This window comes from Candidatus Magnetaquicoccus inordinatus, assembly GCF_004217665.1.
GTDB lineage: Bacteria > Pseudomonadota > Magnetococcia > Magnetococcales > Magnetaquicoccaceae > Magnetaquicoccus > Magnetaquicoccus inordinatus.
In genome coordinates, this window is sequence record NZ_RXIU01000006.1 from 39,395 (window position 1) to 52,318 (window position 12,924).

Annotated in this window: 13 protein-coding genes; 8 read left to right on the plus strand and 5 right to left on the minus strand. The window is 53.9% G+C overall.

Annotated features, from left to right (window positions below):
- Position 1: 1 nt before the first annotated feature.
- The 3 genes from EJP87_RS01170 to EJP87_RS17555 are packed head-to-tail and all read right to left on the minus strand — an operon-like array spanning position 2 to position 1,648.
- Positions 2-1,387: an efflux RND transporter periplasmic adaptor subunit gene (locus EJP87_RS01170; protein WP_130470033.1), complete on the minus strand. Its 1,386-nt coding sequence runs from the start codon at positions 1,385-1,387 to the stop codon at positions 2-4.
- Positions 1,342-1,443 carry a BPTI/Kunitz-type proteinase inhibitor domain-containing protein gene (locus tag EJP87_RS18940; protein ID WP_130470034.1) on the minus strand — a complete coding sequence of 34 codons (102 nt, stop codon included), beginning with the start codon at positions 1,441-1,443 and terminating at the stop codon, positions 1,342-1,344. The genes EJP87_RS01170 and EJP87_RS18940 overlap by 46 nt, the downstream gene beginning before the upstream one ends.
- On the minus strand, positions 1,403-1,648 hold the full coding sequence (locus EJP87_RS17555; protein ID WP_193771038.1) for a hypothetical protein: 246 nt from the start codon (positions 1,646-1,648) through the stop codon (positions 1,403-1,405). The genes EJP87_RS18940 and EJP87_RS17555 overlap by 41 nt, the downstream gene beginning before the upstream one ends.
- A gap of 13 nt (positions 1,649-1,661) precedes the next feature.
- On the opposite strand from EJP87_RS17555, the gene EJP87_RS01180 reads away from it, so the two are divergent.
- Positions 1,662-2,411, plus strand: a complete 750-nt coding sequence (locus EJP87_RS01180; RefSeq protein WP_227657392.1) for a tetratricopeptide repeat protein — start codon at positions 1,662-1,664, stop codon at positions 2,409-2,411.
- Between the two features lie 75 nt (positions 2,412-2,486).
- Here EJP87_RS01180 and EJP87_RS01185 read toward each other — a convergent pair whose 3' ends face one another.
- Positions 2,487-3,047, minus strand: a complete 561-nt coding sequence (locus tag EJP87_RS01185) for a hypothetical protein (RefSeq protein WP_130470036.1) — start codon at positions 3,045-3,047, stop codon at positions 2,487-2,489.
- Positions 3,048-3,058: 11 nt separating this feature from the next.
- Positions 3,059-4,807 carry an OPT/YSL family transporter gene (locus EJP87_RS01190; protein ID WP_130470037.1) on the minus strand — a complete coding sequence of 583 codons (1,749 nt, stop codon included), beginning with the start codon at positions 4,805-4,807 and terminating at the stop codon, positions 3,059-3,061.
- Between the two features lie 245 nt (positions 4,808-5,052).
- Here EJP87_RS01190 and EJP87_RS01195 point away from each other — a divergent pair, with 245 nt between their 5' ends.
- From EJP87_RS01195 to EJP87_RS01225, 7 genes are all read left to right on the plus strand, one after another.
- Entirely contained in the window at positions 5,053-5,814 is a 762-nt protein-coding gene (locus EJP87_RS01195; RefSeq protein WP_130470038.1) for a phosphodiesterase, read from the plus strand.
- Positions 5,815-5,823: 9 nt separating this feature from the next.
- Complete coding sequence (locus EJP87_RS01200) at positions 5,824-6,186, plus strand: (2Fe-2S) ferredoxin domain-containing protein (protein WP_130470039.1); 363 nt, start codon at positions 5,824-5,826, stop codon at positions 6,184-6,186.
- Positions 6,158-6,679: an O-acetyl-ADP-ribose deacetylase gene (locus EJP87_RS01205; protein WP_130470040.1), complete on the plus strand. Its 522-nt coding sequence runs from the start codon at positions 6,158-6,160 to the stop codon at positions 6,677-6,679. The genes EJP87_RS01200 and EJP87_RS01205 overlap by 29 nt, the downstream gene beginning before the upstream one ends.
- On the plus strand, positions 6,676-7,719 hold the full coding sequence (locus tag EJP87_RS01210) for a ChaN family lipoprotein (RefSeq protein ID WP_130470041.1): 1,044 nt from the start codon (positions 6,676-6,678) through the stop codon (positions 7,717-7,719). The genes EJP87_RS01205 and EJP87_RS01210 overlap by 4 nt, the downstream gene beginning before the upstream one ends.
- Before the next feature lie 183 nt (positions 7,720-7,902).
- Positions 7,903-8,916, plus strand: a complete 1,014-nt coding sequence (locus EJP87_RS01215; RefSeq protein WP_130470042.1) for a hypothetical protein — start codon at positions 7,903-7,905, stop codon at positions 8,914-8,916.
- A 50-nt stretch (positions 8,917-8,966) separates the two neighbouring features.
- Entirely contained in the window at positions 8,967-11,171 is a 2,205-nt protein-coding gene (locus EJP87_RS01220; protein ID WP_193771037.1) for a methyl-accepting chemotaxis protein, read from the plus strand.
- Positions 11,172-11,230: 59 nt separating this feature from the next.
- Positions 11,231-12,924: chemotaxis protein CheA (locus tag EJP87_RS01225; protein ID WP_130470044.1), on the plus strand; the 1,694-nt coding region annotated here is incomplete at its 3' end.

A 12,924-nucleotide genomic window follows, 5' to 3' on the forward strand; every position in this document is an offset into this window, starting at 1 on the left:
CCTAGCCTCCCCCGGCAGCCCCCTTTCGTGGCTCGTTGGCGCCTCCTTGCCCACCTTTGCGCTCTTTTTTGCCTTCACCCCCTGCTTTGCCGCCTCCCGCTCCACCACCCTTGTCGGCTCCCCCTTCGTTTGCCGGTTCCTGAATCCGACTTCCCTCCCGCAATTTATCCACACCCGCTACCACTATCTTTTCTCCAGCCTGCAACCCCTCATCAATGGCCGTCACCTCTCCCTGCACCGGCCCCGGTTTGACCATCTGCTGGGTCACGGTTTGATCCTCCTGCACCCGGAAAACATATGTTCCTTTGCGACTCCTCTGCAACGCTGCCGACGGAATCAATAAAGCCGCAGGACGCTCCTCCAAAACAAGAGAAACATTGACAAATTGATTAGGAAAAAGCCTTCCCTCTTCATTGGCAAATTCTGCCTTCAGTTTGACCGTGCCGGTACTGCTGTCAATCTGGTTGTCCAAAGTCAGCAGCTTGCCTTCTGCCAAACGGTTTTTGCGCTCTCGATCAAAAAGGATCACCTTGAGAGGGTTGCCCTTCTGCCAATAGGGCAATAAACGGGGCAGTTGATCTTCGGCCAGGGTAAACAACACCTGAATCGGTCGAATCTGGGCAATAGCGACCAAACCATTGGCATCACTTTGGCGAATCATGTTTCCCGGATCCACCTGATGCAATCCAGCTATTCCAGTGATCGGGGCAGTAATGCGCGTGTAGGAAAGCTGTAAAGCAGCACTCTCCACCAATGCCTGATCCACCTGGACACTGCCTTGATATTGCTGCACCAACGACAACTGCGTATCGGCCTGCTGCCTGGACACCGAGTCCTCCTTGAGCAAAGTGCGATAGCGTTGGGCATCACGTTGGGCATTGGCCAACAGAGCCTGGTCACGCAACAACTGCCCCTTGGCCTGCTCCAATTGAATCTGAAAAGGTTTGGCATCGATCTCCGCCAGCAATTGCCCCGCTTCGACCAACTCCCCTTCCTTGAAAGCATAGCGTAGCAGCGGACCATCCACACGACTGCGTACCACCACCCATTGGCCAGGAGTAACTGTACCAAGGGCATCCAGTTGTATCGGAATCGCACCCGTAGTCACCACAGCGGTCACCACCGGAATCGGCCCTCCCTTGCCACGCCCCTCTCCCTTCCCCCCCTTTCCAGCCTCCTCACGCTTTTCACCTTTGCCAGACCACAGCAGGGTGAGTTGCGGCCATTGTTGCCAGGCAGTCCCAAGCAACAACAACAGTATGAGCCCAACAAACCAGCGCCACCGGGAGTGGCGCGGATCAGGCTTGCCAGGAGTGCCATGATCTGCAGCCCCACGCACCTCTAACGCAGAGTCATGCACTCTCTGCTCCTCTTGTTGTACTGCCATTGCTTCGCCTCCTCCTCACACCTGCCCTGCTGCATCTGCCACAACAAACTCTCCATCAACCTGATTTATAGAACTTTTATTGGTGAAAACAATCCGCACCCAGAGAGCAAGCCAGCCAAGAAAAATATAATAGCGCATTGTTTCCTGAATAGAGTAGAATCGGCATTGTAAATAATTGTAGCGAAATCTCCACTCTTGAACCTCCAGGAAGGCACTGGCAATGCGAGATAACGATAAACAGAGCGTTTTTTCAGCAATCATCTGTGGTACAACCTTGTCCGCCCTACTCTATGTTGCGCCTTTGCTCGCTGCCGAACCACACACGCCAGCAGCCATTCAGGAAGCAGCAGCACAAGGAGATGCCCGCGCCCAAGCCACCCTGGGTGAAATGTATCACTCTGGAACAGGTGTCGTCCGCAATGCCCAAGAAGCAGCAAAATGGTTTTTGAAAGCCGCAGAACAGGGCAACAGCAGTGCCCAATTCAGCCTGGGTCTGCTCTACGAACTGGGCGACGGTGTGCCCCAGGATGCCAGCAAGGCAGCAGAATGGTTCCGTAAAGCGGCCGAAGAGGGCAACAGTGTCGCGCAATCCAGTCTGGGCCGCCGCTACAGTGAAGGAGATGGACTCCCCCAGGACAGAAATGAATCACTGCGCTGGTTTCGCAAGGCGGCCGAGCAAGGGGATGATCTGGCACAATTCACTCTGGGTGAAATGTATGAAAATGGTGAAGGGGTAGCACAAAACAGCCAGGAAGCGGCCCACTGGTATCAAAAAGCCGCCGCGCAAAACAATCCTGACGCCCAATACCGTCTGTCGCTACTGCACGAACAGGGCAAAGGAGTCGCCAAAGATTTGCAGATGGCCTATTTTTGGCTCTCCTTGGCCAGCAAACATGCCCATTACAGCGAAACCAATGCTCCCCAATTGCAGGCAGCCAAAAATGCGCTGCGTAAACATCTGCAACCAGCGCAAAGAGAAGAGGCAGAAACTCGTGCCGACAATTGGCAACCGGGCAAACCCTAGTCCCTGCCCAACACATAAAATTTCGGCATCTCCTGTTGTGTCCTGTTGTGGCAGCCAACCTGCTCCCGCAACCCTCTACCGCGACGCTGCCAGCAACTGTTGCACAGAGATGAACTGTGCCAACGCCTGGATAATAGCCTGCTGGGTCTCCACGCGATAGCAATCACCGGCAGTGGAACGGGCCCGATTCAGCCACAGCTCGCCAGCAGCCAATTCGGCCAAAAAACGACCTCTTTGTAAACGATTCATACCAGCACTCAAAGAGCTCCTGGTGTGAATCAAAGGTAACAACCACTGGCTGTGAATCTCCTCCAACTCATGCAAAATTGCGGGCAAACCCATAGCCGCCGCCGCGTTGTGCAACTGTTGCAAGGCATCGATACACTCGCGCAAAGCCTCTGCTGAGACAGTAGCGCCAGCAGCACTCTCCTCTGCACCGCTTATGCTCTCTGCCCACAGAGGTTGCGGTTGGGCGCGCCACAAAAGGTTGAGCCCGCCAGCCACCAGAACAGCCAGCAGGCAAAGCTGCCAGGTATCTGGCCACTGCGCACTCTCTGCCAGCGGTTTGGCCGCCGCCAGCAGTGCCAGCAACAGTGCCAACAAGGTGCCCAAGGGAGCAAAAATCTGTTTATTCACCAGAGCCTCCTTCATCCTCCTCCCATGTGCCAAAAAGCCTCGGCAACGCCAATCAACGCTTCACCAATGATCAACCCGGCAGCAACAGGCACCAGCACACCCTCTGCATAGGCATAACCACGAATTTTTTCGATGCGCATCTGCGCCAAACAGCCCAAACCATAGGTCAAGGTGATGGAAAAGGGCAGATACATGGCCAAACCGACCATGATACCCAAACCTCCCACCGGAGTTCCCTCCAGCACCATGCCTGCCACTCCTCCGAGAATAAATTTATCCAGCGGAATCTGCTGCTTTTGCACCGCCTCGATCACTTCGGCCAAGGCGCTGGCTTGCGGAGCAGGCAAAGAGCTGTTGGGACCAAATCCCCCCCCAGCGCTGCCACCTCCCTGCCACAAGGCATAAATCACCGCAAAGGCTACCACCACTCCGATCCAGGAGAGGGAAAACTCCAAAGCCTGCTGTTGCAAGGGACGGTTACCCACCAAAAAACCGGTTTTCAGATCCTGCATCATGTCGGCACTTTGTCCCACCGCCACACTGATGGCTATCCCCATTGCCAAGGCAGCCACCACCTCGCCACCCAGCAAAGCCATGGTCAAGGCCACCGACACCAGAGTCATGCCCGACATCGGCGAGATATCGGTCATCCCGGTCGCCTGCGCGACAATCAAACCTGCGATACCCAGCCACAGGGTACCCACCAGAGTCGCCAGCAAAATCCGCCATAACGGTACATCGACTGCCGTGCTCCAGGAGGCAAAAAAGAGCAAAAGCATCGCTCCCAACAAACCAGACAACAGCAACCATGGGGAGATTTCGTTGCTCTTGGCTCCCTGCGCTCGGGACTCACCCACCGCCTGCGCTACGGAACGCAGTGCGGCAACGATAATGGGCAGAGTCAGCAACATGGCCATGATGGCAGCGCCAATCAAAACCCCAATCCCCAACGGTCGCAATGACTTGTTATAAATAAATTCAACAAGTTCCGCATTAGCCAACTGGGGATTGAGCCAGGAAGCATGAACCATCCACGGGGCAATGATCCACCAGGCGGCCACTCCACCGAAAAAAAAGGGCAAACCGCCTCGTCCCGCCAGCAAACCGGAAGCAAAGGTCAAAGGTGAAAGATAGAGAGCGGCAGAGAGATAGCTTGGCAACAGACCAAAACTCAATGACAGCTCATCATTTTCAATCACCCCCGGCCAATTGAGCCAACCAGAGAGCAGCAACAGTTTCCAGGCAGCTCCAATGGCACATCCATAAGCGAGCAGAGTTACCTTCTCGCTCCCCGCCGCCCCAGAGCGCAAAATGGTGGCCACCGCCGTGCCGGTGGGAAAGCGCAGACGATCGATTTCGATCATTTTCCGCCGCAAGGGAATGATCAAAACCACACCCAATAAAGCTCCCCCCACCCCGGCAGCCAATAATGGCCAGGGGGAAAAGGAACCAATAGTCTTGTTACTCTGCAATAAAAACAGGGTCGGCAGGGTAAAAACCACCCCGGAACCTGCTGTCACGATGGCTGCGGCAATGGTTTGGTTGAGATTGTTTTCAATCACGGTACCCCGCCAGGAGCGCCCCCGCAACAGCACAAAACCAATCAAAGCGGCAATGGCCGAGGCACTGATGGCAAAACCCAATTTGAGAGCCGAATAGATCAGGGCGACATTCAACAATATTCCGCTGACAATCCCCAACGCCAGAGCCTGCCAGGTCAACTCCCGATAGGGTTGCTGCCACTCTTCACTGCTGTGCACGACTGCTCCTCCCTTCTGTCATTGTGCAACCTCCGCCAAGAATTGGCCCTCACCTCATCACTGCCATTTTTTGGATGGTGGCCATTACCGACGGGATGGTTCACCTCTTTCTCTTGATTTGCAAGGATTGATCATGTGCACTGCTCCGGAAAAAATCTGTGCAACCCTTTCTTGCCGAAAGAAAACAAGCCGAGTACAATGTTGCACAGTAGATTTTTTCACTGGTTGCGTTGGAGATCTGACCCATGCTCTCTGTTTTGCAGTTTTCTGACTGTCATCTGTTGGCTGATCCCCAGGAAAGGTTGTACGGAGCCGATCCAGAACAATGCCTGCAACAGGTATTACAGGCAGCCCAGCCCTGGGCAGCCCGCAGCCATATGGCTATTATCAGCGGAGATCTGACCCAACATGGTGAAGCCGCTGCCTATCAACAACTCAATACGATGTTTTCCGCCCTTGGCTGTCCGGTCTATAGCGTACCCGGAAACCATGACTGCCCGGAAACCATGGAAAAACTCTTTAACGGAACAGCGCTGCACTGGCAACCCTCTCTGACTTTACAGGGTTGGCACTTTCTTTTTCTCAACGCTGTGCTTCCCAAACAGGATGCAGGAGAGGTGAGCGCTGCACAATTAGAACATTTGCAGCAGCAGTTGGAGCAGCTTCCGCCTCTGCCCACCGCACTCGTCCTGCACCACCATCCCCGACCCACCGATAGCAGTTGGATGGAACAGATGGCGTTGCGTAACTCTGAAGAGTTGTTCACCCTGCTTGCAGGCTATCCACAGGTCGCTTTGATACTCTTCGGACATATCCATCAGCCATTCGATACACTCTATCGCTCTATTCGCCTGCTTGGCACTCCCTCCACCTGTGTGCAATTTGCCCATGGTACCAGTAAACCAGAGTTTATTCATGATCGGTTCGCTTTCCGTTGGCTGCATCTGCATGCCGACGGCACGATAGAGACAGATCTGGTCTGGATCACTCCCCAGAAAGCACTCTAGAGACTATTCATGCCCACAAGAAAAATTTCCATACTCGTCTGCATCAATGAACGCTTTAGCGATCGTCCCTCTTGTGGTGTGCAGGGCAGCGCAAAACTGGCCAAACAGTTAGAATACAAACTGCAGGAAGCGGGTCTGCCAATCCCCGTTGAACCGATTGGCTGTTTTGGGCGTTGCCATGAAGGCCCCAACCTGCGCATCGCCCCTGGCGGTGCATTTTTTACCGAAATGAACAGTGCCAGGCTGGATGATGTGGTTGCTGCCGTGGCAGCAATAATCCATCCTCCTGCACAACCCGCAACGTGCACTGACCCCCTTCTTGCCAGCCTATCAGGAGCCAGCGATGAATCAACTCACCACTCTGACCGCTGATATTACGCAACTGACCAGGGATGCCATCGTCAATGCGGCCAACGCCTCCCTGCTAGGCGGGAGCGGGGTGGATGGCGCCATCCATCGCGCCGGAGGTCCAGCCATCCTGGAAGCCTGTCAAGAGATTCGGCGCACGCTCTATCCCCAAGGCTTGCCTCCCGGAGAAGCGGTCGTCACCACCGGCGGCAATTTGCCCTCAGCGCTGGTGATTCATACGGCCGGCCCCATTTATGATAGCGATCCCGATCCGCATGGACACCTGGCCAGTTGTTATCGACGCTGTCTGGAGCTGGCCTTGGCACAAAACGCCAAAACAATCGCTTTTCCGGGAATCAGCACCGGCGTCTATGGCTTTCCCAAAGAGGCAGCAGCCCAAATCGCCATCGCGACTATCCGCAGCTTTTTTGCCCAACATCCTGACGCCAATATGCAGGTCACCTTGGTGGCTTTTTCTGCAACTGATGAGCAGATTTTGCAACAGCACCTGCCATGAAACATTCTCTCTCTCAGTTATATCACTCTTTGTGCCTGAGCTGCTTGCTGCTGCTTACCGCGTGCCAAGGACTCCCCGTCGCCTCGTCCCTGAATCCTGCAGAGACGCTGTGGCAAACCGACAGCCCGCCTACCATCCTGGACAGCCGCAACCATAAACAACTGAATCCTGCTGCTCTTTTGCCAGAACTCCTGAAGGCCGATGTGATCTATTTGGGAGAAGAGCATGATAACCCGCACCACCATCAGATACAGTTGGCAGTGCTGCAACAACTCCTGCAACACGGCAAAAAGCCCCTTATCGGCTTTGAGTTTTTCTCCAGAGAGCAAACCCCTTGGTTGATGCACTATACGGTCGGCAAACCCTCCAGCCTGCCCATTAAACAGCCGTTGGATCCGGATCAACAGTTGCGTGTACAGTTGGGATGGGAAAAACGAGAGGATTGGTCCTACTATTTTCCACTTCTGCAACTGGCACGACAGCAGCATCTGACCATATTTGGTGCCGATCTGCCAGAGGGATTGCGGCTGCGCTTGACACGTGAGGGATTGCAATCCCTCACCCCACTTGAACGCTCTCTGTGGAGGCAAACCCCTTTTCAACATGCGGATTATCAACAACTGATGCGCGATAAATTGGCGCAAGCCCATTGTGGCATGGCCTCGGAAAGCTTGTTGGATCGACTCTATGAAACCTGGCTGGCACGCAATGAGGCCATGGCGCAAAGCATTGTTGCAATGAGTGAAAACAATGATTCTCCCATAGTCATCATCGTCGGTGCCGGTCATGTCACCCATAATATGGGGATCTATGAGCGCGTCCACGCTCTGCGCCCGCAACTGCGTCAACTCAACCTGGGCTTGATCAGTGGTTCATGGGAGGAGTTTGTCTCCTCGTTGCCCTTGCCAACCCTGCATATCGGTTCAACCAGCTTTCTCCCCGCACATGAAATGCTCTGGTTGACCCCTGCCAGTGCCGAGAGCAGTGATCACTGCGCCGCATGGAGCAAAGCAAAAGCAGACAAGCCCGCTCAACAGTAACATCCTTGACGAAAAATGATGGCCAAATGCAGATGATCCACACTTGATATTTTAGCGAATCTGGCGTATTTGAAGATGTGGCAGATATTGCATGTTTTCAGAAAGCAGGATCTTCTGGTGACAACTGACCGCCAATGACTAATGGTTCGTTCTCTTGGCAATAGACAGAAAGGAGCGCAGGAAGTGGTACCACTTTCTCTGAACAAGACAAAGCGTATGCCGCCCTGGACCTTGGCTGTCGCCAATCTGGCCTTGTTGCTGTTGATTATTTTTGTTGGCTTTTTATCGGTTTCTCGTTCGGATCCAAACCGTTCTGGCATGTTGGTGGCATCGATCCAGCGCGCTTTAGGTGTCAAAGGAGCCGCTGCACCACAAGCGCTCGGAGAAGCAGTAGATGATCCAATCGGTTTTCCGCAAAAAATAGCTCTGTTGCACCAAATCACCCCGTTGGTCGATCGGCGTTTGGCTGAGGTGGAGACCACGAAAGAGGGATTTTTTATGCGTATGGATCTGGACACCGTTTTTGTCCCCGGCACCCTCTTAATGCGTCCAGAGATTCGTCACCGTCTGCGTTCGATGGCCACTCTGCTGGCCAGCCTGGAAAATTTATTGCATGTCACGGGATATATCGATTCTCCCGCGCAACCGGCAACCAGTAAAAAAGAGGGCGGTAAAGCATCTGCAGAAGGTGGAACACACTCCGCGACCAGCAGCGCACGGGGTGGCGGCACAGAAACAGGTGGCAACTCGCGGTCTGCGGGTACTCTAGCGCTGACGACCCAACTGCAACAGGTCTCAGCCCTCAGCCCCCCACCCAGCACCCCAGCAAGTGCGACTGGTGCGGCTCCCCCTGCTGCTGAGAGTGCCAACGCAACTGCTGGAAAAGGCAATGACAAGTCACAGGCAATCGCCCTGCTCAACAATAATCCGGCCTTGGCCCATGCGGTAGCACTCGCAGAATTTTTTGTTTCTGAAGGAAACATTCCTGCCTGGCGTATCCGCACCGAAGGCAAAGCGGCCAGCGCTACTGGTAGCAGCGATAGCAAGAACAATGCGCCAGCGGAATCTGCTGCCATTAAAAACACTCACTTGGGGCAGTCCAAACGTATAGAGATTCGTATTGCCCGGGAAACACTTTCTGCTGAAGTCAGCACGCCGAAACAAAAAACGGATGCACCTGCGGCAAGCAAGCATTAATGGATCAGCAAGGCAGTTAACAAGGTAGAGGTATCGAGATGTTGGGGACAATGAGGCTCAAAACGCAACTGTATATGTTGACGGCTGTACTGTTAACCATTCTGGTTATCACCAGTCTGATCGGTATTCTGCGCTCTCCGAGCGGCAATGAGGATTCATCTGCTCTCCTGGATGCAGTGATGCCTTTGACAGATACCCTGGCAACCGTTCGGGCCAACCAAATGGAACAAGCGGTCCAAATTGAACGGGCTTTGCGCACCATTCGCGCCCTTGGCGGCGTCAAAGGTCGTGATGCCGTGACTCAAAAAGCTGAAGAGGAAGGCCCTGGTCGTTTATCAGCCAGCATGAAAGTAGAGCGTGGACTAAGCAAACCCACTGATGGCAGCCGTGAGGAACGACGTGATTCAGCCGATGGCAGCTCTTCCAGCGATGGCGTGCAACGTGCTGAAAGCGATTTCAAACGTTTGGTATCTCAGGTTGCCGATGGTGTACGCAAAGGCCAGGATATGCTCCGCGACGGAATCAGCCGTGCCAGTCGCAGCGGAGATAAAAGTGCCCAAGAGTTGAATGCCTTGGCCGACTCTTTGCGTAACATCGAAAAAGATGCTGGCGAATACAGTAAATTGGGTGCCTATGTTTTTGAATTGCTGCGCAGCAATCGGCAAAATGAAGCCACCGATTTGACAGAAAAATTGACCGGGAAAAGACGGGATCTGGATCGTTTGCTGGAACAGGCAACCGCTGAAACTCGTAAAACTCTCCAGCATATCACAAGCGCAGCGCAGCAGGGACGCTCTTCACTGCTCGGCTCACTTCTGGTTCCGGGTATTGGACTCCTGATTGGTTTGATTATCTCCTTTGTATTGATCCGCAACATTGGTTCCAATGCCGGTTGCGATCCGGGCTCCATTCGTCAGGTAGCCGAAGCGATTGCCGATGGCAACTTTTTGGTGGAAATGGGGCGCAACGCCAGCAGCGACAACAGTGTGAATCGTGCCGTACAACGCATGGTGGAAAGCCTGAACGAAATGTTTCGGGATATTAGCCAGGATGCCAGCAAGTTGCGGCAATCGGCAACTGAGTTGGCCAATGCGGCACGTGAATTGACCAGTGGCGCCGATCAGTTGAACAACCAATCCACCTCGACTACTGGGGTGGTGACCAATATGAATAGCAACATGCAGACTATTTTGGCCACCACGGAGCGGATGACCAACAATATGAAAACTGTTTCGGCCTCTGCTGAACAGATCAGTGCCAATATGAATACCATCTCTTCGGCTGCCGAAGAGGCCAATATCAATTTGAGTTCGGTGGCACAATCCAGCGAACGGGCCAGCCGTAACATGGAGCAGGTGCGTGACACCTCACAACGAACTGGACAATCGGTGAGCACGGTTGCCAGCTCGGTTGAAGAGTTGACTGCCTCCATCAGCGAAGTGCGTCTGCGTTGCGAAAGTGCCTCCAAAGAGGCAGAAGAGGCCAAGCGCAATGCTCAGGACACCTTTGGAGTCATGCAAAAGTTGGGTGTTTCAGCACAAGAGATCGGTAAAGTGGTCGCGGTCATCAGCAATATTGCAGAACAGACCAATATTTTGGCCTTGAACGCCTCGATTGAGGCGGCTGGTGCCGGGGAAGCGGGTAAGGGCTTTGCTGTGGTGGCCAACGAGGTCAAAGAGTTGGCGCGCCAGACCAGCGAAGCAACACGGATGATTTCGGAAAAGATTGCCCAAATCCAGGACACCACCAACGCTGCCGGTATCGCCACCCAACAGGTTGGGGAAATCATCAAGCGTTTGAGCGGTGCCAATGGGGAGATTCTGCAGGCGGTGGATGAACAGAGCCGCACTGTCTCTGAAATCTCCCATTCAATGGTGGAGGTGTCGGCTGAGACAGCCGCAGTCACCAAACGGGTTGTCGATGCCTCTACGGGCATTGGTGAGGTGTCACGCAATGTCCAGGAGATCTCTTCCGGTATTGATGAGGTGACCCGCAATGTCGTTGAAGCCTCCTCAGGAGTCGATGGCATGACCCAATCATTGATGGAAGTCTCTTCGGTAAGTGCGGAAATTTCGCGTCATATTGCCGAAACCTCCAAAGTAGCCGGTTCGATGGAAAAGGGCATAATCGAGGTGAAGCGTACCGTAGATATAATTGATAAAAAGAGTAAAACCGTCGGCAAACAAGTCGAAACCATTACCGCCATCACGGCAGACTTGGACAAGACGTTGAGCCGGTTGCGAATCCAGGAATAGAATCTGGGAAGGCATGGATTTCCCGAATCTGCTTTTGTTTCTGCTGATGGAGAAAGAGAATGGCGGAAGAAGATGAAGAACTACTAGCGATGTTTGTCCAGGAGTCGACAGAACACCTGGAAAACATCGAGCCCAATCTGTTGATCCTGGAAGAGCGTGGTGCGGCCACTGACCCGGAAATCATCAATAGCCTGTTCCGGGGTGTGCACTCCATAAAAGGTTCTGCCGGCTTTTTTGGTTTGACAGCAATTTCCAAACTAAGCCACACCATGGAAAATCTGTTGGGTAAGGTGCGCGACAAGAGCATCGAACCCACTTCAGAGGTCTCTGACAGCTTGCTTTCCGCCTTGGACAAGCTGAAAACCATGGTGCACGATGTCATCAACAGTGAAGCGGTGGATGCCTCTGCCGAAGTGGCTGCCATCTTGGCCATTCTGGAACGCTCTGGCCATGCGGTACCCAGTGCGCCACCACCACCAAAACCAGCCGAGGCAGCACCGGCAGCGGAAGCTCCTCCTCCTGCGACGGCAGCCCCTGCGGCAGCAGAGCCTACCAGCACTGCGGTAGCCAGTTTGGCTGGCGCTGAACCGTTTGTTCTGGAAAACTATACCAACGTGGTCAGCGAGGCGCTGAAAGAAAATCGCAAATTCTATGAATTGCGACTGGAAGTGCTGCTGGATGACGAAAAAGAACGAAAAGATTTTGTTAATCAATTCAGTCAATTGGTAGAATCGGTGGGTACGGTGGTGGATTTCAAACCGGCCCTGGGTTCAGGAGGCTCTGTTCCGACTCTGCCAGACAAAAATTTACGCATCCTGGTTTCGTCGGTACTGACTCCCGATCTGTTGCAAGACATAGTACAACTGAAACCGCAAGCCATTCAGCCGGTTGCCATTCCCACCGCCTTGGTCAACAAGTTGGCGCCTCCGGTTCCGGTCAGCAAACCGACCGTCCCTGAGGTGGTTGAACCGGAGCCGGTGCGTGCGGTTGCCAAGGCCAAATCCTCGACCCACTCTTCGCGATTGGTGAAACCGCGAGCAGATTTGGGAGCCGCTGGCAGCAGCGGACGCACCGAAGACAAGGCAAAAGCCGGACAGCCCACAGTGGAAGAGACGCTGCGCGTGAGTGTGGCCTTGTTGGATGAGTTGATCAATATGGCCGGCGAGTTGGTGTTGACCCGTAACCAGTTGATCCGCGCCACCTCCAGCTTTGTGGCACAATCGCCCCATCTCGCCTCTCTGGTACAAAGCATCGACTCGGTCACCAGCCGTATTCACGGCAAGGTGATGCAGGCACGCATGCAGCCGGTCAACGTGGTCTTTAATAAATTTCCCCGCATTGTGCGCGATTTGGCCCTCAAACTGGGTAAAAAGATCGATCTGGAGGTGCGGGGCGGTGATGTGGAGTTGGACAAGTCGGTGATCGAACATCTCTCCGACCCCTTGACCCATATGATCCGTAACGTGGCCGATCATGCTATTGAGCTGCCCAAAGATCGGGTATCGATTGGCAAGCCGGAAGCCGGTAAAGTGGAGTTGGCAGCCTACCATGAAAATGGCATGGTCAATATTGCCTTGATTGACGATGGTGCCGGTATTGATTCGGAAAGGATCAAAGTCAAAGCCATTGAGAAGGGGTTGATCACCGAAGCGCGTGGCGCAGAGATGAGTGAGGAAGAGCTGCTCGATCTGATTTTTGCTCCTGGATTTTCGATGGCCAAAAAGGTCTCGGATGTTTCGGGGCGCGGTGTAGG